Source organism: Streptomyces sp. NPDC001980 (assembly GCF_040296885.1).
In the GTDB taxonomy this organism is placed as follows: domain Bacteria; phylum Actinomycetota; class Actinomycetes; order Streptomycetales; family Streptomycetaceae; genus Streptomyces.
On record NZ_JBEOYD010000035.1, the window covers coordinates 74,360 to 99,659 of the forward strand.

Consider the following 25,300-nt stretch of genomic DNA (forward strand, 5'->3'; position numbering starts at 1 on the left):
TCAATTCCTCGACGGGCAGATGTCGACGGGCGTGCGCAGGGCGCCGACGGTCAGCATGGCCCGGCGCCCGAGGCCGTTGGCGACGACCCGGGCCAGTGCCATGCCCGCCATGGAGTGACCCGGATCATCCATGCTCACGTGCAGATCGACATGGCCGACAGCGAGGCCCTGCTCGGCCAGCTCCACCTTGATGTGTGCGGTCAGCCGGGCGCCGAGCTCGCCGGCGTACTGCTCGCCTGTCACCGCGTCCGCGCCGCCGAGCGCGTCCGCCAGGTGCAGCAGCTCGTCCGGGGACACCACGTCCTCCACCCTGAACACCCGCTTGTCCAGCACCGGTTGGATCGGCAGCCGACGCACGGGGGCCGCGGGCGTCACATCGCGGCCGTCGTCGTACGACCGGTGGTTCGGGTTGGGGATCCACTCGCCGAGGGTGTTCTCCCCGTGGGCGCCGGCGCCGGGGACGATCCGCCAAGCGCCCTTGATGTACCGGGACGCGACGCCGCCCGCGAAGAGAACTTCGGCCCCTGCGGCGGTCTTGTGCGGGATGCCGTACGCGTCGAGCGTCGCGGCGACGTCGATACCGCCCGGCGCGTCGACCTCCCAGACGTAGCCTTCGTTCAGGCGTTGCGCCGCCTGCTCACGGGAGGCGCCGGCGGCCACGAACCCGAATGCGGCGCTCTCGCCGGACCCCGCCTGGGCGTAGCTGTCGAGGTCGAGGCTGGGCCCCATGGGCACCAGGCCGGCGGCGATGATCTCCTCGGGAAGGCGGTCGTCCGCCAGGAAGACCTGCCCTCCCCGGGAGAGGATCGGTGGCGGAATGATGTCGGCCGCGTCCGCCGGGACGGCGGCGTTCGGCATCGGCCCCTCGACGATCTCGGTGGTGCCGACGGCGGGGAGCCTGGGAGGGGCGACCGCCGGCGCCTCGGTGACGGCGGGTGCCGCCGGTTTCGCCGGGGTGGGTGCGGCCAGCGGTGGCGGAAGGGTGCGGACCCAGCCGGACGTGGAGCTCGCTCCGGGGGCGGGTTCCGCCACCACGATGTGGTGCTCCTTCGTCTTCCTGTTGTGGAACAGGTCGATGTCGACCGCGGGCCGCAACACGCCCCTGCCGGTCGCGGCCCGGTTCGTGAGGGCTGTCGCCAGGGCGCGGCCGCCGCCGGAGTGCGGCACGAGCGGTACGACGGGCTCGTTCGGCGGGTGGGCGCTCAACAACTGGTCGTTGGTCAGCAGTTCGGCGATCTCGTCGTGCGGCACCGAGGGGCGGGTGCCGTTGGGCAGGGACATGTCGATGTGGTCGGGACCACCGTCGGCGAGCACGAAGAAGGCGCGTGGGAGCTCGTCCGGGTCGTCTTGGGGAGAGAGCCACGGCGCGGTGCGGGGCGAGGCGCCCGCCGGGTCGGTGCCGTTGCCCGAGAGGAGGTAGTTGTCCGTGACCAGCCGGCCGGTCAGCGGCCGGCCGGTCCAGTTGCGGCCCAGCGCACGGGTGGGTGGGCCGAGCAGCGTGTCCGCCGACAGGGCACCGGCGCGTTCGAGGTGGAACGCGGCGAGTGCCGTCGGGTTGTGGACGTCACGGCCGGCCGCGGCCGCCCCGGCCATGGTCCAGAGGAGTTCGGCACGTCGTGCGTCGTCCACGGGACCGGCGGAGGAGCCCAGGTGGAGGACCTTTGCCGCCACGGCATCCACGTCGGACGCGGCCGCCAGGCCCTCGACGGCCTTGACCGTCGCCCACAGCAGCCGCTGCCGGTGGACGTCCGTGACCGGACCGGACTCCAGGTCCAGCACCTCGACGGCCCGCTGGTCGGGATCTCCCTTGCCCACCAGCGAGAGGGCCTCGCCCAGCGACGGCAGCCAGACGAAGCCGGTGAGGGACCTGTGGTCCGGCTGGGTCCGTGCCGCCTCCAGCACCGCCCGGACGTCGGCCGGATCCAGAGCTGTGCCCGGGGCCCGGACGAGCCCCGCGGACCGTCCGAGATACGCACGGGCGACCCTGTGCAGGAGATCCATGGTGAACGGCCCGACGTCCCCCATCAGCGGATCGTCGCGGCGCATCCTCGCCAGTGCGCCGATGCCGGCCAGCAGCCGCTGGTACTCCCCGTGGGCGTCGTCCTTGTCGTCCTCGACCGAGGCCCCGAACACCAGCCGCAGAGCCCGGACCAGCCGCAGGGTCGTGACCCTGTCCTGCTCCGACGCCGGGCCCTCGCCCGTGTGCAGGCCCGCCGTACGGGCCAGTTCGTCGAGCGACGCGCCGATCGGTTCGGGCCGCAACTCGAGCCACTTGCGCCGTTCCCCCAGGGAGTCCGTGAGGATCCCCTGCCAGGACTCCTTGCCCTCGCTGCGGACGAAGTGGACCCGGTCGATCGCGAACACGGTGCGGTCGACGTGGTTGGCGACCTGCTGGGCCTCGGAGACGGTCGCCAGCGGGTCGGCGACGAAGGGAGTGCGGCCGGCTCTGTTGTGGACGGCGAGAGTGTCGGCAGGCGCGCCGGCCCAGCACGACATGAGCACCACTACGTCATCGGGGGCGAGTTCCTGGAAACTCGGGCGCCGCTGCAGGTACCCGGCGACCTGGTCGCCGCGCGCGTTCCCGCTCGTCCCGTCCAGCTTCACGACGCGGAACGCGCCCGGTTGCCCGTGCAGGTAGAAGTAGTACGCCGTCCGGCCGGCCCAGGGCACCTTCTCCTTGTCGCCGTGCGTGAACGAGCGGACGGGGTCGAGGTACTCGTACTCGTTCGCCTCCGGCAGCGCGTTGACGTGCTCGTCCCGTTCGGCCATGTCGCGCTCGCTCAGGACGGCGCGGCCGTAGGGGCGTCCGTCGGTGGTGAGGGTGTGGCTCAGGATCTCGTCGTCCGGGACCAGTGTCCCGTCGACCGTGCGCACGTAACGCTGCTCGGCCCCGGCCGTCGGGTTCTCCGGCTCCGGTCGGCCCGGCCTGCTGGCGAACCAGCTTCCCAGCGGGTGCCCCAGGTCCCGGTGGTCGATCTCCACGATCCGGGCCCGACCTGTCACCGCGTCGTCGTGCAGCTTGACATGGCCGCCGTGCGCCCACACGGTCCTGCCGGTCCGGGCGGCAGCGGTGCGCGGCAGGCGCGGACTCCGGGCGCCCGCGTGCGGGACGACAAGGAGGACGGGGACCTGAGCGTCGAGTGCCGCCAGGTCCGGGTCCATGGCCAGCAGCTCGGCGAACTCCTCCAGCGGCACGCGCACCAGGGACCCGCCCGTCAGCCGGACCCGGACACGCTCGTGATCGCCCTTGGCCGAGATGACATAGGGGCGGTGGTCACCGGGCCCTTGCTGCTGCCACGGCACCGTGGGGGCGTCCACGGTGTTGCTGCCGCGCACCTGGACGTAGGATTCCGCGGCCAGGTCGATGACCGCGCCGCCCGTCCAACTGCGGCCCAGGGCACGGCCGTCCGGCGCGGTGATCCGGCTCGCGTCGGACAGCGCCCCGCGCCGCCAGAGGTCGTACGCCCCCAGCGCCGCCAGGCTCGTCGCCCGGCCGGCCGCGGTCGCCTCGTCCACCAGTGCGTACAGCGCGCGGCGATGGACGTTTCGTACGGGCCCGTCGAGGTGCAGGATCCGGCGGGCCAGCTGATCCGGGTCGAAGGGGACCTCGCGCTGTGCCGGGTCGGGGTCGGCCAGTCGCAGGGCGTTCAGCTTTTCGATGGCCGGCGAGCGGGGCGCCAGGTCGATCTCGATGACCGCCTGCCGCCGCAGGTCCCGCGTGCCGGCGCCACCGGACGCCCCGTTGTCGGCGAGGTCCCGCCCCCCGCTGACGCTGTCGATCCTGAAGGCATCGGCGGCGACCCGGCCCGCGGTGGACGCATCGCCGTTCTGGAGGAGGCGCAGGGCGTTGCCGATCTCGGTCCGGAGGACGTCGGCGACGGCGTCCGCGCGTTCCCGGCCCGTGCTGTCGGCGCCCCGGCCACCGAGCCGTGAGCCGTTGCCGTACCCGGTGACGGTGATCCAGGGGGCCTGCAGTCCGTCCCGGATGTCACGCAGGCCCGCCTCCGCCGCCTTGCGGGCCAGAGCGGCGAGGCGGTCGCGCCGGGCCGGGGCGACCTCCTTGGAGCCCTCCTCGAAGGTGACCTTCTCCGTGGTCCACGGCCGCGATGACGCGGTCGCGTCGGCGGTGGCCGGTTCGACGGCACCCGCATCTCGCACCGGGCTGCTCAGCGGCCCGACGGGCATGCTGGGGAACGGTTCGGGAGCTGAGGTTGCCGACACCGTGGTGGTGACGGGTACCGCCGGTGCCGCCGGGGCGGGTGGGACCAGAGCCGGAGGGTCCTTGCGGACCCAGCCGGCTGTGGCGCCCGAGTGGGCGGGCTCCGCCACGACGATGTCGTACTCGTTCCTCCTGGTGCTGTGGAACAGTGCGACGTTCACCGCGGGCATGAACACGGTCCTGCCGGTCGCCGCCCGGTCCGTGAGGGCCCTCATCAGCGGGGCGCTCCGCGGCGTGTTCGGCATGATCGGCACGATCGGGTCTTCCGGCAGGCGAGCGTTCAGCACCGGGTCGTTGGCGAGCAGTTCGGCGATCTCGTCGGGGGGAACCGGGCGACGGGAGCCATCGGGCCAGGGCATGTCCACGTGGTCGCGACCGCCGTCGGCCAGTACGAAGTAGGCGTTCTCGCCTGTACCGGCTCCGCGAAGGCGCCACGGCACGGGCAGGACCGCGGCGCTGCTCGGGCCGACGTTCGTGTCCGTGGCGAGGTACCGGTCCATGACCAGTGGGTCGGTCATCGGCCTGCCGGTCCAGTTGCGGCCCACCTCGCGGCCGCTGGAGGACAACAACAGCGTTCCGCGGGACAGGGCACCGCTGCGTTCGAGGTGGAACGCGGCGAGCGCCGTCGGGTTGTGGACGTCACGACCGGCCGCCGCCGCCCCGGCCATCGTCCACAGGAGTTCCGCACGCCGTGCGTCGTCCACGGGCACGACGGACGCGTCCAGGTGCAGGACCTTCACCGCCAGGGCGTTCACATCGGGGGCGGCCGACAGGCCCTCGACGGCCCCGACCGTCGCCCACAGCAGCCGCTGCCGGTGGACCGCGGTGACCGGGCCGGACCCCAGGTCGAGGACCTGGACGGCCCGCTGCGCGGGATCGTCCTTCGCCAGCGTCGAGAGTGCCTCGTCCACCGACGGAAGCGGAACGAAGTCACGCAGAGCCGCCCGGGCCGGCTGGGTCCGCGCCGCCTCCAGCACCGCCAGGATCTCGGCCGGCTCCAGGGCCGTGCCCGGGGGCTTGGCGAGTCCCGCGGACTGCTCGGCATGCGACCGGGCGACCCGGTCCAGCAGGTCCATGGTGAAAGGACCGCTGTCCCGCAGCCCCGGATCGTCGCGGCGCATCGTCTCCAGCGCGCCGATACCGCTCAGCAGCCGCTGGTACTCCCCGTCGACGACGTCCTTGTCGTCCTCGACGGAGGCGCCGAACACCAGCCGCAGGGCCCGCACCAGCCGCAGGGCCGAGTCCCTGTCCTCCTCCGAAGCCGGGCCCGCACCCGTGTGCAGGCCCACCGTGCGGGCCAGTTCGTCGAGCGCTGCCCCGGTCGGCTCCGGCCGCAACTCCTTCCACCCGCTCCGCTCCCCCTCGGCGGTCATGGCGATGCCTTGCCGGCTCTGTCCCCCGCTGTACGAGACGTAGTGGGCCCGATCGACCGCGAACACGGTGCGGTCGACCTGGTTGGCCACCTGCTGGGCCTCGGAGACGGTCGCCAACCGGTCGGCGGCGAAGGGGGCACGGGCGGCGTCGCCGCGACGGGAGATGCCGTCGGCGGCCGCGCCGGCCCAGCACGACATGAGCACGACCACACCGTCGGGGGTGAGCCGCCGCAGACTCGGGCGCCGTCGCAGGTATCCGCCGATCTGGTCGCCGGGCGTGGTCCTGGCGGTCCCGTCCGCCCTCGCGATCTGGAACGCGCCGGGGTTCCCGTGCAGGTAGAAGAAGTACGCGTCCCGGCCGAACCAGGGCACGTTCTCCGCGTCGCCGTACAGATTCTGGGAGACGGGATCGACGTGTACGTACTTGTCCGCATTCGACACGGTACCGAACTGCCGCTCCCGTGCGATCACATCGCCCTTGGTGAAGACGGCGCGGCCGTACGGGCGCCCGTCGGCGGCCAGGGTGTGGCTCATGATCTCGTCGTCCGGGACCCGCGTCCCGTCGACCGCGCGCAGGAACCGCTCCTCGATCCCGGGCACCTGGTCCACGAGTCCCGGACGGTCCGGCTCGCTGGCGAACCAGCTTCCCAGCGGCTCTCCGGCCGACCGGCGGTTGACCACCGCGATCCGGGTCTGCCGCGTCGACGGGTCTTCGTGCAGCTTCACCTCGCCGCTGTGCGCCCACACGGTCCTGCCGGTCCGGGCGGCGGCGGTGCGCGGCAGGCGCGGACTCCGGGCGCCCGCGTGCGGGACAGCGAGGACGACGGGCAGCTGGTCGTCGAGCGCGGCCAGGTCCGGGTCCATGGCCAGCAGCTCGGCGAACTCCTCCAGCGGCACGCGCACCAGGGACCCGCCCGTCAGCCGGACCCGGACACGCTCGTGATCGCCCTTGGCCGCGACGAGATACGGGCGGTTGTCATCGGCTCCCTGCTGCTGCCACAACGCCGTCGGGCTGTCGGCGACCCTGCCCTCGCGCAGCTCGACGTAGGACTCCGTGAGCAAGTCCCCCGCCGGACCGCCCGTCCAGTTGCGGCCCAGGGCCCGGCCGTCGGCGGCGGTGATCCGGCTCGCGTCGGACAGCGCCCCGCGCCGCCACAGGTCGTACGCGCCGAGCGCCGCCAGACTCGTCGCCCGGCCTGCCGCGATCGCCTCGTCCACCAACGCGTACAGCGCGCGCCGGTCGGTGTCCCGCACCGTGTGCTGGGCGTCCAGGTGCAGGATCCGGCGAGCGAGCGGATCCGGATCGAAGGCGCCCTCACGCAGACCGGTGCCGGTGTCGGCGAGCCGCAGGGCGTCGAGCCGTTCGACGGCCTGCGAGCGGGGCGCCAGGTCGATGTCGATGGTCGTCTGCCGCCGCAGGGCCCGTACACCGGCGTCACCGGACACACCGTCGACGGCGACGTCCCGCCCGCCACTGACGCCGACGATCGTGAAGGCACTGGAACTGACGTGCCTTTCGGGCGGTTCGTTCTGCTGGATCAGTTTCAGGACCTTCCAGATCTCGTCCCGCAGCACGTCGGCGACGGCGTCCGCGCGCCCCTGGCCCCTGCTCTCGGCGCCCCAGCCGGGGCTCGCCGGCGTGAGCCACGAGCCGTTGCCATACCCGGTGACGGTGATCCAGGGGGCCTGAAGCCCCGCTCGTATGTCGCGCAGCCCCGCCTTCACCACCTTGCGGGCGAGATGGGTGAGGTAGCCGCGCTGGAGGGGATCGACCTCCTCGGAGCCCTCCTTGAAGGTGACCTTGCCGGTGGTCCACGGCTCCGACGACGCGGTTCCCTCGCTGACGGCCGGATCGACGGCACCCCGGCCGTCGGCAGAGGCGGCGGCAGCGGACGTGTCCGACTGCGCCGGGGCCGAAAGGGCGCTCTTCCCCGGGTCGGTCAGGGGGCCGGCGGGCATGCTGGAGATCAGTTCGGGACGGGCGCCGGGGTCCAGGGAACCGGTGGTGTCGACAACCTCCGTGGGCAGGATCTCCAGCAGGGCTGCCGCCGCTTCCTCGTCCGGCGCGGTGGTCTTCGCTGCCGGTTCCCGGGTGCCGGCACCGCCGGCGACGTCGGCCGCCCGGACGATTTCGAAGCGCAGCTGGAAGTTGCCGTTGCTGTCCCGGAACAGGGCTCCCCCGGTAATGAGGTGAGCGTCGTCGCCCGAGTAGCCCTTGAGCTCGTTGAAGGTCTTGACGATGTTGTTGGTCGACTTGCCGTTGACGGTCCTGAGGACCTGCTCGAACGACTCGTCACCCGCGGTGAACCGCCTCGTGCTCGTCTCCGCGTCGAGCAGCCCGCCCAGCGCCTTCTTGGCAGCCGGACCGGAGATGTTCTGCCGGTAGATACGGTGCGGCAGTCGCTCGGGCAGGTCGGCGGCGGACTTCGGCCGCTCCAGGTCCTTGCCGACCGCGGTGGCGAGTTTCTTCGCCGACAGTTTCTCCCCGGCGAGCAGCACGTGCGCGGTCGACCACTGGTGGATGAACGCGTCGGCGGCCGTGAACCCTTCACCGGGGGCACGGTAGTTCTCCCCCATCACCGCGAGAGTCGTGCCGTCGTCCGTGCGGCCGTAGGAGTTCATGAACTTGGCGCCCGACAGCGGGGCGTTCGCCTCGCCGTTCTCCTCCGCCGGTGTGTAGCCGACCGTCACGTCCTCGATCTGTACGAACCGAGGCGGAATGTCGACGCCCGCCGCGGTGAGCGCTGTGGACCGCTTCGCCCACATGGCCTCGCGACTGCCCGGTGTCTCGGCGTCGCCGTCCTTGAGCGCGGCCACGTACAGGTCCAGCCGTTCCGGTGCGGGCAAGAGCGCCCGACGGGGTCCGGACGGCTGCGGCGCAGGGGCGGGGGCCGGGGTGCCGGTCGCGTCCTCGGCCACGGGCGTCGGCCGAGGCTCGGGTTCCGGTGTCTGCTCGACCCGCACGGGCGGGGACGGTTCGGTCACGGGGGTCGCGGGGGCGTCGAGTGTCTGTCCGGGGGCCGTACGTCCCGCGGCGGCCGCCGCACGCCGAGCCGCCGCCTGCTGCTTCTTCGCCTTGCGCTGCGCCAGCTTCTGCTCCGCCGGCGCCGCCCGCTCCTGCTCGGTCGGCGGCGCCGTGACGGGCTTCGCGGCCTTGGCGGAGTTGGGCAGCAGGCGCCCGATAGTCTGCAGTGCCGACCACTGGGACTCGGTGAAATGGTCCTTCCTGGCGTTGTGCAGTGCGCCCAGCGCCTGGACGAACCTCGCGGGCTTCTGTTCCGCCCACTTCGGCGGCGCCGGAAGTGTCCCCTCCAGGAGACCGGTCATCGTCTCGCTCAGCGGACGTTCCTCCGCGAGCCGGTCGGCCAGGGCGAGGACGTCCGCGGCGTCGCGAAGCCGCTTCTCCAGCACCCACTCCGCGCCGTTCGGATCGGACGGATCCGCCTTGCGCCCCTCGAAGGCAATGATCTTGTCGGCAAAGAGCCGGGCGGTGTCCACCACACTCAGGTCGACGGTGCCCGGGCCGTCCACCACCGGGAGCGAACGCGTCGCGACGGGCACCGGCGCGAGCGTGACACTCGCCTCGACATCGCCGAACTGCCCGCGCACCGTCGTCCCGGAGGACTGCTGACCGCCGACGAGAACGTCGTCCTGGAGGTACCGCATGACAGCCGCGCGCTGCTCGGCCCCGACCCCCTCGGGCAGGGTGAGGCGCAGGTCCAGATCCTGGACGGAGCGCACCGGCCGGACCGCCGACACACCGCCGCCACCGCCCAGACCGACCACCGCCTCCAGACCGAAGCGGTCGCGCAGAGCGGCAGTCACCGACTCCTCCAGCAGCGCGGCCGTACCCAGGCGGAACTGCGATTCGGGGTCGTCGTCCTGCCGATAGCCTCCCTCGCCCGGCGAGAGCTCAGCCGTCGGCGTGGGCGACGGCACCGGCGGCACGGGCTCGGGCTCGGGACGGACCGGCGTCGCGAGCTCCGGCGCCGGGCGGGCGGTCCTCGCGGACAACGACGAGGTCCGCGCCGGGACCGGGGGCGCCGGTGCCGGACGGGCCTCCATCGCGAGCTCCTGCGCCGGGCGGGAGGTCTTCGTCGCCAACGACGAAGTACGCGTCGGCACAGGAGGCGCCGGTGCCGGACGCGTAGGCATCGGCGGCGTCGGGACGGGCCGGGTCGGGACCGGCGGGGCCGGGGCCGGACGGGCCGGCATCGGGGGTGCAGGGAGCGGCGGGGGTGCCAGGAGGCCCTTCCGCCAGTCCTCGAGGCCGTCCGCGAGCCTGCCGGTCGCCTTGTCGATCGGGAGCATGCCGAACAGGCCGTTCGGGACCTTGACCCGGACCGTTCCGTGCGGGCCCTCGACGACCGCGGTGACGTCGAACCGGTAGAGCCGGTAGTGCCGCTGCCCTTCCTTGTTGCGCTCGTCGGTGTCGCCGACGGCGGTGGTCCGCTTGCGGCCGTTCATCCAGTTCTTGATGGTGATCGGCAGCCGGTCGAACATCTTGTGGTCACCCAGCGAACCGCCCATCTCGGGCCCGAGCGTGAACTGCCAGCCGCTCTCCTTCTCCACCTCGTGCTTGGGTTCCTCGTCGGTCTGCGTGTACGTCCGCTGCTTGATCAGGGTGCCCTCGGGCGGACCCAGGATCTCCGCGCCGTCCACCTCCAGGCCTACGACCGCCTTCTCGGCGCCGACCGGGACCTCGTAGGTCTGGTTCAGCAGCTCCTTGATGTGGGGCCGCAGCATGTTGCCGCTGGTGTAGTGCTGGTAGCGCAGCCCCGCCCGGGTGGTGAAGTTCAGGCCCGAGACATGCGGGGGCGCGGCGACGTCGAGAGCGGGCGGGGTGCGGTGGCGTACGGCGGTGACGGCGGCCCAGCGCCCGATGGCGGCGGCAGCGGGCACGGACCACGGGTGCAGGTTCTCCAGCAGCGCATCCGGCAGCTTGGGGACCTGTTCGGCCTGTTCGGCCTTCTGCGCCGGGACGGTCTCCTGCGCAGGGGCGGGCTCGGACACCTGGGGAGCCGGGGCGGCCGGCTGTTCCTGGGTCGGCTCGGGGCGCGGCTCGGCCGGCTGCGCCGGATTGCGCCTCTTGAGCGTGTTCGGCTTCGGCCCGGGGGTCCAGCTGACCTCGGTCTCGCGGGCCCCGGTGAGGTCGATGGGCTCGGGCCACGCCTCGACCGCCGCCGTGAGGTGCCGGGGCACGAGCAGGCGGACGCTGCCGCCCTCCACCTGCGGGGCGTTGCCCGGTGTGCCGTCTCCCGCGTCGTACCAGGTGAACACCCCCTTGTCACGGCTCGGTGCGCCGGTGAACAGCCGGGTGATCCGGCCGACGCCGCGGGCGGGCAGGGTCAGCGCCTCCGGCAGTTCGGTGGTGGCGCCCATCTCGACCCGGAAGGTGAGGTCGTGGTTGAACTCCTCCGACGCGTCCTTGGGGTTGGCCCGGTAGATCTTGACCGTCTTCTCGGCCTCCTCGTCCGCCTCACCGCGGGACGTGGAGTATTCGGCTCCGCCTTCCAGACCGCCGTGCAGCGACCCGGCACCGATCCGGCCGCGCAGATCCAGGCCGCCGCTGAACTCCGAGCCGGAGGCCTCGCTCTTCGACTTCTCGTCCACCGACTCGCCGCGCAGCGTGAGCTTGATGTCGTCCCGGGGCCGCTGCCCGGCCGCCGCGCCGAGCCTGGTCGCGGTGACCTTCACCCACAGGTAGCGGGTGGTGCCGAAGGGACCCGGCACCGGGAACCAGCGGCTCACCCCCTGGTTGGTGGTCAGGGCGTACCACTCGCTGCGCAGCGCGTCCGCGGAGAACGACGAACTCAGCGACCGCATCAGCAGGTTCGGCCGCGGACCGACACCCTGGACGCGCTCCGTGGTCACCACACCACGTCCGCGCAGCCGGTCGGTAATGGCGTCCAGGATCCCGTCGGCCCGCATCACCTCCGGGTGCCCGATACCGGAGATCAGGTCCTGGTGCAGGTAGCCACGGGTCCTGGGCGGCGGGGCGACGGACTGTTCCCGGGCGGTCGGCGACAGCCGGGCGGGGTCCGGTACGGACGCGGTGGCGGCCGCGGCCGTACCGGGGTCGGTGGCGTGCTCCTCCACGTCGGGCGGCGTGACGACGATCGTCGGGAGGGGGGCCGGGGCCGCGGCCGTGGTGGCGTAGGCCGCCGGGGCCGGGCCGACGGCCGACTCCTCGCCCTCGGGAGAGGTGATGACGATCGCCGGAACGGTGGCCGGGGCCGCTGCCTCGGCCGCGCCGGCCGCCGGAGCCTCGGCCCGGTCGGCCGCCGCGGTCCTGGTCGCGTCGGCGGCCGGGACCCCCGCGGGCATGATGTCGGAGAGCCGGCGTTCGGGGGTGAGCAGGTCGAGGGCCGCGTCGGCGGTCAGGAACTCCGTCGTCTCGGTGAGTTCCTTGCCGCGCCAGCGGACGTAGGTCACCTCGAAGACCGGCGTCGTACGCACCGTGTGGACGTCGCCGCTGTACGTCGCCCGGGTGATGTCGATCCGTCCGGCCGTCTTTCCGGAGCCGTCGCCCCACTTCTTGGCGGCCTCGCCGTATCCCAGCACGGTCAGCCGGCCGCCGAGGCCGCCGTGGTGCCCCTCCTCGTCGTTGGCGTCGGCGCCGAACCGGAACTGCGGTCCGACCGAGCCGGCCAGGCCGAGGGCCCACTCGCCCTCCTTCTCGACCGCGTGGCTCGCCGCGGCCTGGGCGTAGTGCTCGACCTCGACGTCCGGGCTGCGCCCGAGATCGCTCGGGGCACGGGTGTGCAGCCGTACCCGGAACGCCTGCTTGTGCCTGCCGTCCTTCGGAAGCTCCGACTGGTGCCCGAGGGAACCGGTCATGGCGCCGAACCGGGCGGTCAGGATCCCGGGGTGGGCGAGGTCCCGGATCTCCTCCGGCCACTCCGCCGGGTTGTGCAGCCAGCTGTCGGGCAGTCCGTGCTGCCTCGCGTACATGCGGGCGCCGAGCTGGGCCAGCTCCGGCATCAGGTGGAAGACCGGGTAGAGGCCGTGGGTGCCGCTGCTGAAGTCCAACGGCCGCTCGGTCGCCGGACGTTCGCCGGTGACCTCGGCCCGGCCCGCCGCCTGCGCCTGCTTCAGGGAGACGGGCTCGGCCGGTACGTGCTCGTGCGGGACGACGACGCGTGCGGTCGCGGGGTTGCTCCCGCTGAGGTACGACGGCTTCCTCGCTTCCGGTGTGACCGTCCACTGCAGGGTCATCCCGTAGCGGTGCTCGTCGACCTTCTTGGCCGTCTCCGTGCGCCGGTACTCCTTGGCCAGTCCGGCGAACTTGTCGCTCTTGCCCCAGGACCGGCTCAGCAGCCCGCGGAAGGCGCCCACGGCGAGCCGAAACGGCGGGGTCTTCAGGTGCAGGGAGCCGATGTTGAACTCGTGCTCCGGAATGGCCAGCCGGGCACCGCCGCCGAACGCGAACCGGGCCTTGCTGCCCTTGCCGCGCTCACCCGCGACCGTCGCGCCGTTGACGACACGGGCATTGACCTTCATCGTGTACGTCTGGCCCAGCGGGTTGTCCTCGTTCACCGGACCGGTGAGCGGGTTGGCTCCGGTGACCCGGTCTCCCCAGCTCATCTTCGCCGACACCTTGTAACGGTGCCCGCCGACCTCGATGGTGCGGTGGATACCGAGCAGTGCCTGGTTCGGATCGGCCTCCAGGGCGGACCGGCCGTAGAACATCGCGAGATCCCGGTCGGCGTTCGCCCAGTCGCTCTTCGAGGCCTTCTTGGCTCCGGCCGCCTTGACGTGGTGCCGCTCGATGGCGTCGCGGAGGTCCTGCTGGAGGGTCTCGGAGCCCGGCAGGGCGATGGGCATGCCGAAGCCGAGGCCCCGGCGTGCGGCCAGCGGCAGCGGCTCGCGCGGATGCGGCGGCAGCAGGCCCGGACCGGACACGCCCATGCCGAAGCGGAACGGCGAGCGCACGGTCGGCAGCTTCTTGACCTGCCGACGGGCGGGCAGCGCGAAGACCCGGTGGCGCCGGGCGTTCTCGCCGCCGTCCGCCGGGCGCAGGTCCGCGGTCCAGCCCGGACCGACCGTGCCCTCCACGAACTGGGCCGCCTCGCGCTGCGGCACGCTCTGCTCGGACTCGGTGGTGACGACGACCGGGGCGATGTTGTGGGTGCTGGACTCCATGGTCGCGGTCAGCCGCAGCCCGGTCCGGTAACGGCTCTGGTCGCCGAAGACGTTCAGCACCGTGTGGCTCATGTGGGCGGTGTCCAGGGAGTAACCGGCACCGCGGTCGCCGCTCACGGACGCGCCGACGGCGGGGGCGACGCCCTTCACCTCGACCGACTCGTGCTCCGGCGCCTCCTGCCCGGGGGTAGTCTCGGGGTCGGTGCCCGCCGCCGACGCGTCGGAGCCACCGCCGCCGATGCCGGCCGTGTTGTAGCCGCCGCCGAGCCCGGCGACCGACGCCCCCTTGGTGGACGCCGTGCGGCTGAAACCGGCGCCGATGTCGTCACGTGTCGCGACGTTGGTGTCGCCCAGGTACTGAAGGCTGTCGACCGTGGCCTGGATGCGCAGATGCCCCTGGAACTTCTTGCCCAGCGGTCCGGAGACCTCGATGCTGTTGGAGACGTCCCCGCCGGCCCACCAGGCATAGCGGTTGCGTGCGGTCGGCTCGCTGAGGAAGCCCTGGGACTTGTCCATCCCCAGCCCGGTCATGATCTTCTTCACGTGCGGGGCGGGAAGGCCGGCGGCGAGGAGATTGCGGTGCAGTCCCGCGATGGCGGGGGTGAGGTTGACCGCGTTGAGCAACTCCCTGGCCTGGGACGGCCCGGTCCTGCGGGGCTTGACGGGGCGGGGCCGCTCGGGGGCGTTGAGGTCCGGCTGGTGCTGGCCCTCCTCGGAGTAGGGGGCGGGGAGGTCGACGTGCACCCGGTCGGGCACGGTGACCAGGCGACCCGCCTGAGTGGCCTCCTCGCCGCCGACGAAGACGTGCATCTCCAGTCCGGCCGTGAACCGGTTGAACTTGTTGATGAAGGGCTTGCGGCCGGACAGGATCGTCTGCCCCCAGGAGTTGCTCTTCTCCTTCGACGAGCCGACGAGGACCTGCGGGACGGCGAGGGCGGCGATCGAGGCGGCGACACTGGTGCCCAGGTTGAGGGCCGTGAACAGGATGGAGTCGGCGCCCTGGACCGTCTCGCGGCTCGTCTCACCGCCGGTCTGGGTCACCGCGAAGCCGACCGGGTACTCGCTGACGTCGCCCGTCTTCGGAGGCACCGGGGTCAGAGCCCGCACCATGGGACGGAGCCACACCAGCCGGCCGTCCACGACCACCGTATGGCCCACCGCGAGCACGTTGTCCCAGTCCTTGGGCTTCTTGTCCAGCAGCAGTTTCTGGACCTCGTCCCGGATCCCCGCGCGCAGCGCGTCGTGCGGTCCGGGGCCGGGCAGGACGAGAGACTGGCTGACCCGGCCCGCCCAGAGCCGGGCCCGCTTCTCGGTGAACTTGATCTGCTTGACCGAGTCCGGTACGACGGCCTGGCCCAGCGCGCCGAAGGACAGGTACCAGGGCTCGCGCACGTCGTCGGGCGGCGTGACGACGTTCTCGGGAACGGGGGGCTGGACGGGGGCCTCGCCCGAGGTGTTGCTGTCGGCCGATGTTCCGGCAGAGGCTTCGGCAGAGGCTTCGGACGACGCCCCGGCTGAGGTCTCGGCCTGGTCCTCTGTTGCCGGGTCCGTGGTGGCCGGGTCCGTGGTGGCCGGCTCTTCGGCCGTCGGCTGCGTGGCGGAGGCTCCCGTGCCGGCCAGGCCGTCCGGGTCCAGGGTGATACGGACCGCGGTGGCGCCCCTGGTCCCGGCCGGCCCGGTCGGGACCAGGTGGATGTAGGACGAGTCGGCCACGAGGGTGTGCCGCGCGGTGCCGGGCGCCGGGAAGCCGGGGTGTTCCAGCAGCTCATCCCGGTTGTACACCTGGCCGAGCCAGCCGGTGTCCCCGAACAGCAGTGCCCCGGACGCAGGATGGACGAAGTCACCGCCGTACCGCACCCAGCCGTCCGCGGACAGCACCTCGCCCGAGGGCATCCTGACGCTGCCCATGTCGCTGACGTCGTACTCGACCGGCGCCGAACCGAGTGGGCTCGGGCGCCGATACGTGAACCATTGCTCCCTGGCCTTGCCCTTGCCCTCGCCCTCGCCCGTGGGCAAGGGCAGAGTCGGCGCGGGTACCTCGGTGAGCTTCCCGACGCGACGCGGCCCTTCGAGGACCACCGGCTGGCCGATCGGCCAGCCGTCCGTGTACGGGTCGACACCCGTGTCCGGCAGCCCGCCGTCCCGCAGGACAAGCCGCTGCACCGACGCCGAGGCCGCGCCGACGTCACCGGACGACGTGTACTCGGCCTCGTCGCCCGGCGCTCCGCCGGGTGCCATGCCCAGCCTCAGGCCCATGACCGCGCGAGCGGTCACCTCCGCCGTCGACTTCGGGTCCTTCCTCCAGTACGTCGGCAGCTCGGCGTACTCGTGCGCCACCTTCGCGGTGCTCGCGGAGCCGTACGGCCACTTCACCTCCCGCAGCACCCTGTTCACGTCGGCCTTGAGCTCGGAGAGCGCGGAGGCCGACAGCCCGTCGGCGGCCGACTGCTGCTGCTCCTGCCCTTGCCGCTGCTCCTGCTCCTGCCCCTGCCCCTGCCCCTGCCCCTGCCCCTGCTGCGACGGCACCGGCTCCGTCGTGTTCCAGTACGTCTCCTCGAACGCGCGGACGTGCTCCTCCCGGATGCGACCGATCTCCTGGCGGGCCCAGCCGGCAACCGCGTCCGAGGTCACGGTCACGGCATCGATCCGCACGTCGGACAGAGCGTCGGCCAGGTCCTGGTGCGCGAGATGACGTACGCGGGCCGCCTCCCGCAACGCGTCGAGCGCGAAGGCGAGTTCCGCCATGGCCGGGATGCGGGCGTCCGGCTTGGGGCCTGCCTCGTACGCGACGAAGCCGTTGACGAGCGCCGCCTGCTGCGTCTTGTGCCAGAAGGCCAGCTCCTCGGACCAGTCGGAGTCCGCGCTCCGGGCCCGGGTCAGCTCGGTGGCCTGCCGGACGACGTCGCCCATGGACTCGGCCCGGGTCAGGAAACGCGCCGCCACGTTCCGGACAGCCGCATCCAGGCGGCCCACCGTCTCCGCGGGGGGCCGGCCCTGGCCGGCGGCGAGCCACTCCGCGGTGTACTGCTCGCGCAGCTCCCGAAGCCGGCCGCCGTACCAGGCGCGCTGCTCCTGGGCCCACGACGGGCGCCCGCGCGTGAGGTCGACCCCGTCGGGGAGGGAGAGCGCCTTCCGGAACTCCTCGCGCGCGAACTCCTCGGCCCACCAGTCCCTGGACGCCTGCTGGTACTGCTGCCGGAACTGCTGCACCAGCTCCGGGGCCGGATCCTCCTGGCCGGTGGTGATCGCCGCGGCCATCGCCTGGCGGAAGTCGTCCCGGATCGACCGGGCCACGCGCGAGCTGCCGAAGTAGGTGTCCGCCAAGCGCAGCTTCGCCGACGACAGGGCGACCTCGCGGTCGAAGACCGCGTTCGCCTCCGCCGTGGCCTTCGCCTGGCTGTAGTCCCGTGCGAGCCTCGCATCCAGCTCGGCGCGCAGGGTGTCGTGGTCGGTGTCGGGCTGCTGTGCCGCCTGCGTCCACCGGTCGGCGAACCACTCCCGGGCCTGCACCTGCTCCGTGTACGGGATGGTCTGCCGGAACGCCGGGGTGTCGGCGAGCCGCTGCTCGAACTCCTGGTACACCTGTGCACGGAGTTCCAGCCCGGCACCAAGGTCCGCCAGCGCCCTGCCCGGGCCGTCCGTAGGAAGCGACACCTGCTGTGTCCGCGCGTCGGCGGACCCGGTGCCCCGAGCGGACGTCGCGGCGGCCTGCTCGTGCGGTCGGCCGGATTCCTTGAACGGGGCCCGCTCGACCGTCAGTCTGGACAGGTCGACCTTCCACTCAGGGTTCTGCCGCCACTGCCGGTATTCCGTGTCGAGTTTCGCAGCGTCGTCGTAGAGGGCCTGGATCTTCTCCTGAGCGGTGCGCACCGCCGTGCCGAGATCGTCCGGCGTCCGGGCCCCCGTCATCTCCTCCTTGAAGGAGTCCAGGACCTGCCGGCTGTCCTCCTGGAAGGTCCGGCGAGCGGCCTGGGAGCCGATGGCCGACGCATGCGTCTCGACCTGCCGGCGCACGTCGGACTCGGCCTCCAGCGAGGTGAATCTCTGCCGCAGCTGCGCCCGCCACGTTTCCTGCTCGGCGCGATGGCGGGGCATCTCCACCTCGTGCACGAGATCGCGCCACGCCTGACCGCGTGCCGTGCCGAAGACGTCGCCGTCCGCCCGCTCCGTGCCGAGCGCGGCTTCGACGTCGCGGCCGTTCGGGCCGTAGATCTCCTGGTGGGCCTGGCCGGCATCGCTGCGGAAGTCGTCGGCCACCTTGCCCAGGTCGTACCCGTTCAGCGCGTAGCGCCCGGAGACCGTTCCGGCCGCTTCGTCGACCTTGCTGGTCAGCTCGTTGAACCGGCGGCCTCCGTCGGCCAGCGCCTCGTCGAAAGCGCTCTCGTAGGCCAGGCGGTCATCCAGGGATCGGGTGTACGGATCCAGGACCGCATCGTTGAAGGCCGTTTCCCGTGCGTTCAGTTCCTCGGCGGACCACTGGCCCTCCTCGGGCATCCCGACATGCTCGCGGTAGGCATCGGCGAGCGTCTTGTACATGTCGTCCTGAACCCGCTTGGCCTGCGAGTCCAGTTCGGTCCCCTTCCGGACGCCGGCGGCCGCGTGGAGCGAGTAGTCCGCCTTCTCCAGGACGGCGTGCAGGGGGGCCGTCTGCCGCATCAGCAGAATGTGCGACTGACTCAGTTCGGCCGTGTACGCGGCCCAGTCGTCGGCGGACAGTTCCTCCGGCCTGCGCGAGCCGAGGATTCCGGCCATCGCGTCGTCCAAGGCCTTGCCGTAGTCGGCGAGTATCTTGTCGGTGACGTTCCGGGAGGCGACGTACCGATTACCGCGCAGCTCGTCGGCCTGCTCGCGCAGGGCGCGCTCGGCGGCCTTCGCGTCCAGCCGGCCCGCCCAGCGGTCCCCCAGTTCGCTGAGGGCCCGGTTGAACTGGTGTGCCGCGTCGGCGTATTCGGCGCTGGTGAGCTCGCGCACCGGCCGGCCGTCGGCGAGTTCGCCGGTGGTCTGGGCGTACTCGTCGAGGAAGTCCTTGCGTACCGCGGCGATGTCGTCGGAGTTCCGGTCCAGGCCTCTGGCGTCGGCCATGGCGTCGAAGGTGCGCGTGGCGTCCTCGGCCAGCGTCAGCCGGGTCTCCAGGCCGCGCACCATGGCGTCGAACCGCGGCTGGGCCCCGCTGACCAGGTCCGTCATGAAGTCCCGGTGGACCAGGTTCCCGTCCAGTTCCAGCTGCCGGGTGATGTCGCGCAGATCGGCGGTGAACTCGTCCAGGAAGTCCGTGCGGAGGTTCGCCTCGTCCTTCGCCGAGAACGGCCGCCGGTCGAACAGCGCCTCGGAGACGAACAGGTTTCCACCGGGGCGGTCCGGATGGGTCAGGGCGCGGTCGAAGGCCTCCGACGCCGCATCGCGCAGCTGACGCACCGCGGCCTCCAGCGCGAACTCCTGGGGAAGTCCTTCGTAGAGGCTCTGCTTCGCGGCTTCGCCCTGCCGGGCGCTGATGTCACCCTGCTGGACGGCGTCCTCGATGCTCTCCAGCCGTGTTTCGAGCCGCTGCTTGACCTCCTCCCGCCACGGCCGCGGCTGACCGCTCTGGAACCTGTTCTCCTCGCGGATCATCCGGTCGGCCAACGAGCGCGCCGACAGGTCGTGTTCCAGATTCCCGAGGTGGTCCTCCAGCTTGGCGGTCAGCGCCTCCTCGAACGCATGGGTGCCGGGGTCGGTCTCTCCCGCTCGCCGGTACTGCTCGAAGCGGGCCTCGTGGTAAGCGCTCGCCACGGTGGAGACGAGGTCCTCCGGGACGCCGAGCTTGCGGGCCCAGTCCTTCGGCCCGGAACTCTCGTCCGACGACCGCCGGATCGCCTCGACGAGCTCGACGGGCGACGGACCCCGGTAGCTGTCGTCGAGCACCGACTCCAGTGCCTTGACGAGCTTGGCCTGCAGCGGAGAGTGCGACACGGCGCCGGTCTCGTGGTCTATCCCGACCTGCAGTTCGTCGGCCCGCTTCTCCGGATGTTCCTTCAGGTAATTCTGGTGCTCCTCCACCGCCTTACGATAGGAGTCGGCCATCCCCTCGGCGTAGCGGTCCGAGACGCCCTCGCCCCTGACGACGGCCTCGATGTCGGTGACCGCCTCGGACCTGACCGCGGGATACTCGTGCGACAGGTCGCCGCGGACGTCGTCGAAGGCGTTCCACAGCCGCTGGTTGTGCTGCAGCCGCTGCTCGGCCCGCTCCGCCTCCTCCGCGAGCCTGCCTTCGTACGTCTCGTTCTGCCGGCGCTGTGCTTCCTCGTACGCGGCGTTCTTCGCCTCCGACACGTCGTGCCGGTAGTCGTACGAGACCTGCTCGTGCCCGGACTGCTCCCCGGCCCTGTCCCCGGACTGGGCGTGCGCCGGGTCGGCGTCGGTGCCGGTGGCGGCCAAGTCGTGCCGCGCCGTCCGGTCCGCCGAGCCGTGGTCCCCGGCCTGTCCCTGTGTCGTCTCGTGCGCCGCCCCCGACGCGTCGGTGACGTCGGTCGCGTCGGCGGACTTCGCAGTGGCGGACCTGGACGTGGCGTCGGCGGACCTGGAGGTGGCGTCGACGGAACGCGACGCCGCCTCGGCACGGCTCGCCCCGGTGATCCCGGCCCTGGTCTCCTCGGCGCGGACCACCGCCTCGGCGCGCGGCGCGCCGGCGGTCTTCCCGTCGGCCTCCTCGCGAACCGCGGCCGTGTTGCGGTCCTCGGCCCTCTGGCGCTTCGCGGCCTCCCTGAAGTCCGCGACCCGCTGCCGTTCCGCCTGGGTGACGGTGCTCTCGACGGACCTCCCCTCCGGAGCCGTCCGCCCGGACTCGGCTTCTTCGGACCTGGTGGCCGACCGCGCTTCGTCGGCGCCCCGCTGGGCGCGTGACGTCTCGCCCGGCGCACCCGTCCGGGTCTGCCCGGCGCCGTCGGCCTCGGACGCGGCCCTGGCCGACGCCCCGTGCACCGTTCCGTCGGGCCGCAGGATCCCGTCGGCCGCCTCCACGGGGGTGGTCCTGTCCTTCGCCGGTCCGGCGAACGCGGCCGAGTCGCCGCCCTCGCCCGACGCGGACCTGGCGTCCGCCCTGCCCGCGGGCCGCACCTGCCGGCCGCCCGGTCCGGCGGCCGACTTCAGCGGCTCACGTCCCGCGTTCGGAACCGTGCGGGTCCCCTCGGCGGCACCGGAGACACGCTGCCCCTGGTCCGTCCCCGAACGTACGGCGGTGTCCCCGAGGTTGGCCCGGGTGCCGATGTCCCTGGCCGCGGCGCCGCCGTCCGCCGTGCCGCGGGCGCCCTGCTCCCCGGCCGCGGACCTGGGAGCGGTGCTTCCCGCCGTCTGTGGCGTGCCCGTACGGCCGCCGCCCTCGACCTGCCCGACCGACGCCTCGCGCACCGGGGTCGTCGGATGGACGACCTCCGGCTTCCCCGACGCGACGGACTGCACCGGAGACACCGTCTCCTCGGCCCCCGCGGTGCGGGCGCCCGTGTCCGGTGTGGCGGCGTGATTGTCGCCGACGGCCCGCAGCGCGCTCTGCGCCTGCCGCACCCCGGCGTCGACCGCCTTCCCCACGCCCGGTACCGCGTTGCTCCCCGTGTCCTGCACCCTGCCGCCTGCGGCGTCCGTCGTCGGGCTCGGGGTCTGGGGAGCCACCTCGTGCGGAGTGGCGGTGGACGGCTGGGCGTCCAGGTTCGTCCGCACCGCCTGCCCGGCGCCGGAGGCGCCCACCGACTCCTGGCCGCCGGTCGAGTGTCCTGCCGTCGAGGCGTCCACGGTCCGCTGTGCGGCCTGTGCCGTCTTGGCCACGCCGCTGAGACCGGAGCCGACGTCGTGCAGGACGCTCTGCCCGGTGGAGCCGTCCGTCGCGCCGCTCGTGATCGTGTTCGCGTTCCCGCCGGCCGTCTCGGTCTTCGGCGCGGGCTGTACGGGCTGGGTGGAGCCGTCGGTCACCGTCCTGACCGCCGAGGAACCGCCGGGCGAGGTGCCGGCGTCCACCGGGGTCACCTTGTTCGGTACAGCTGTCCCGCCGTCGGTGTTCGGGCCGTCGGCGGCGCCGGTCGTCGTCACCTTGGTCGGCGTCGGCGCCGGTGCCGTGTCCACCGACGTGCGCACCGTGGTGCCCGTGAGCGTCTGGGTGACGGCGGAGTTGATCTCGACGTCCGAGGACAGTGTCAGGTCGGACTTGGTGAGGCCCTTGGAGGAGTCGGCGATCGTCCCGCTGACGGAGGAGACGGAGGTGACCGAGGACGGCAGGGTCAGGCCCGTACCGGTACCGGTGCCCGTCGACGAGTTGCCGACCGAGGTCCCCACGTCGCCGGCGCCGACGTTCACGTCCCCGACGTTCATATCCGCCTTGAGGATGTCCAGCTTCTCCCTGGCCACATTGACCAGGCCCTTGGCGGCGGAGGCCACGGCGACGCCGATCCCGCCCCACAACACCAGGTCCGAGATGAAGCCGGGGATCTGCTCCAGGGAGGTGGGGACGGGGATGAGCTGCTGGGCGGTCGTCTGCAGACCGGCGGCGGCGTTGCCCGCCGCCACCGACGCCGCGTTGACGCCCATGAACTCGATGCCGAACCGGGCGACGTTCCCGGTGACGCCGGCCATCGTCACCACCCAGTCGGGCAGGGTCTCGCCGACTGCGGCGGCAGCGCTGCCGACGAACTGGCCGACACTCTTCCCCACGTTCACCAGGAAGGTGAAGATGCTCCCCATCATCCCGCCGACCTCCGCGAGAAGTCCGGCCGCAGCACCGAGGAGGCCGAGGAGTTCCGGTGCCACGAACAGGAGCGCGCCGAGAAGGACACCGACGATGCCCGCGATGAGCTCCGACAGCGACTGCTTCGCGAGCGTTGCCTCCTGCTCCGTACGGAGCATGGCGTAGTAGTTGATCATCTCGCCGGTGTCCCAGAACTCTTCGATGATTTCCATCACCGCTTCGCGCTGGTCGGAGAAGGCCTGAGTCATCCACATCTCGGCATCGCCCTGCCATGCCCCGAGGTTCAGATCGAACTCGGCGTCGGTCATCCTGGCGGCCTGCTCGTCCAGGAAGTCGCCGAAGTCGATGAGGGCGTTTCCGAGTTCGTAAACCGGGTTAGGGTCCCAGTTTTTGACGGGGCTGAACGTGTCGTCGGACATGGTCGGGGGCTACCTCAGAATCCGGTCTCGTTGACCGCGGTGGTGTGGTAGTTCTCGTTCTGCACGCCGCTCGGCTGGTCCACCGTGTCGGTCGGCGAGCCGGAGTCGGTCGAGCCGCTCTTTGCCAGCACTATCCCGTTGTGGAAATTCCAGAACATCGCCTTGACGGCACCCTCGCCGTTGGCGTAATTCTGTGCGGCTTTGCCGATGCCTGCGGTCAGGATATTGAGGACGCCCTTGGAGGAGTCCGCCTGCGTGCCGTAGAGCTGCTCCGTCACCGTCGTCCAGCGTGTGTTGAACTCGTCGGCGACGTCCGCCGCATCTCCGGTCCAGGAAAGCCGCAGTTCGCTCAGGGAGTTCATGATGTCGGCGAGCGCGTCACTGATGTTCTGCCCGGCCGAGCTCACCTGGTCGCACGCGGCAGTGAGGGCGTTCGGATCCACCGAGAGCGTGACCGCGTTGTAGTCGTGGGGAATGTGCGACATTGGCTGATACCTCCTCAGGATCCCTGCGAATTGGCGATGTTGGCGTTCTCGGCCGAGATGTAGTTCTCTTTGCTGGTCATCATGCGCTCGATCATGTCGGTGAGGAGATCCTGGAGGTCATTCATGACTTTGGTGACTTGGGTCGAGACATCGCTGAACGAATTGCCGGCGGGGCCCTTCCAGGCGTCTTCGACGATGCGATACTGATCCTGGACGGTGTTGATGTTGTCCTCGATCACATCGGCCCGGTTCCGGACCAGGGTGATGCAATCACCCAACTGACCGATGTCGACGGCCCAGGCCGCCGGGGTCATCACCGTCGAGCCGTCGGCGAGCAGGTAGGAACCGTCGCTCTGCAGGGTGGCGCCTTCGATTCCGTTGTCGGTGACGAGGTAGGTGGAGCCGTCGGACGCGGTGAAGATGCCGGTCTGGGTGTCGAGGGTGCCGGTCAGCACGGTGCCGTCCGCCAGGACGACGGTGGTCCCGTCGGAGGAGTAGAAGTCGCCGCCCGACATGTAGCCGTAGAGAACGGTGCCGTCGGGCAGGGTCTTGGTCACCCCGTTGCTCAGGAAACTGCCGTCCGGAGTGCTGATGCCGTGCTCGACCTCGCCGTCCGCCGAGACGTAGACGGTCCCGTCCTGGGAGATCCAGCCGCCGTCCTGGGTGGCGCTGCCCAGCAGCGTCTGGCCGTCGACGCTCTGAGAGACGAGGAACTGCCCGTCCGCGGTCGTCTGTCCGTTCAGGACCGTGCCGTCGGGCTGGATCTCGACGGTCCCGTCCTCCGACACCCACGTGCCGTCGCTCAGGACGCTTCCGTACACCTGCTGACCGTTGACGGTCCGCACCTGGCCGTTCGGCAGGAACGTACCGTCCGGCGAGGTCAGCCCACTCTCCACCTCACCGGTGGGAGAGACGTACACCGTGCCGTCCTGGGAGATCCAGCCGCCGTCCTGGGTGTCGGTGCCCAGCAGCGTCTGTCCGCCGACGGTCCGCGAGGTGAGTGACGAAGTGTCCGAAGTCGACTCCTCGGACTCGTCCGCGGAGGTGTCCTCGGCCGAGTCCGACGTGGCGGTCCCGTCATCGACGGAGCCGTCGTCCGCGACGGTGGTCGTGCCCTCGTCGGAGACCGTCGTCGCACCGTCGTCAGAGACGGTGGTCGTGCCGTCGTCCTCCCCGGCCGTCGTCGTGCCGTCCCCGCTCGACGTGTCGCCGGCTGGCACGAACGATCCGTCGGACGAGGTCTGCCCGTACTCGACCTCGCCGTCCGCCGAGACGTAGACGGTCCCGTCCTCGGAGATCCACCCGCCGTCCTGGGTGTCCGATCCGAACAACGTCTGACCGTCGACGGTGCGCTCAGTCAGAAACTGCCCGTCCGACGAGGTCTCCCCGTGTTCGACCACGCCGTCGGCGGTGACCATCGTCGTCCCGTCCTCAGACAGAAACGACCCATCATCCAGCTGCGTCCCATAAACGGTCTGACCATCGATCTGCTGCACCTCACCATTCGCCAAGAACGAACCGTCAGGCGCCGTCAGACCACGCTCCATCTCACCATCCGACGAGACATAAACCGTCCCGTCCTGCGAAATCCACCCCCCATCCTGCGTATCCGAACCCCACATCGTCTGACCGTCGACGGTCCGCTCAGTCAGAAACTGCCCGTCCGACGAGGTCTCCCCGTGTTCGACCACGCCGTCGGCGGTGACCATCGTCGTCCCGTCCTCAGACAGAAACGACCCATCATCCAGCTGCGTCCCATAAACGGTCTGACCATCGATCTGCTGCACCTCACCATTCGCCAAGAACGAACCGTCAGGCGCCGTCAGACCATGCTCCACCTCACCATCCGACGAGACATAAACCGTCCCGTCCTGCGAAATCCACCCCCCATCCTGAGTGTCAGAGCCCCACACATCCTGACCATCAACAACCCGCTCCGTGACGAACTGACC

General features: G+C 71.7%; 3 protein-coding genes. All 3 read right to left on the reverse strand.

All coding sequences use genetic code 11. From position 1 onward, the window contains the following. The gene (locus tag ABT137_RS38300) at window positions 1-22,863 is read right to left on the reverse strand and encodes a lonely Cys domain-containing protein (RefSeq protein ID WP_351716039.1); all 22,863 of its coding nucleotides are present in this window, start codon (window positions 22,861-22,863) and stop codon (window positions 1-3) included. Window positions 22,864-22,877: 14 nt separating this feature from the next. After that, window positions 22,878-23,348: a WXG100 family type VII secretion target gene (locus ABT137_RS38305; RefSeq protein ID WP_351716041.1), complete on the reverse strand. Its 471-nt coding sequence runs from the start codon at window positions 23,346-23,348 to the stop codon at window positions 22,878-22,880. A gap of 14 nt (window positions 23,349-23,362) precedes the next feature. Continuing rightward, window positions 23,363-25,300 (reverse strand): WXG100 family type VII secretion target (locus ABT137_RS38310; RefSeq protein WP_351716043.1); only part of this gene is annotated, 1,938 nt, incomplete at its 5' end.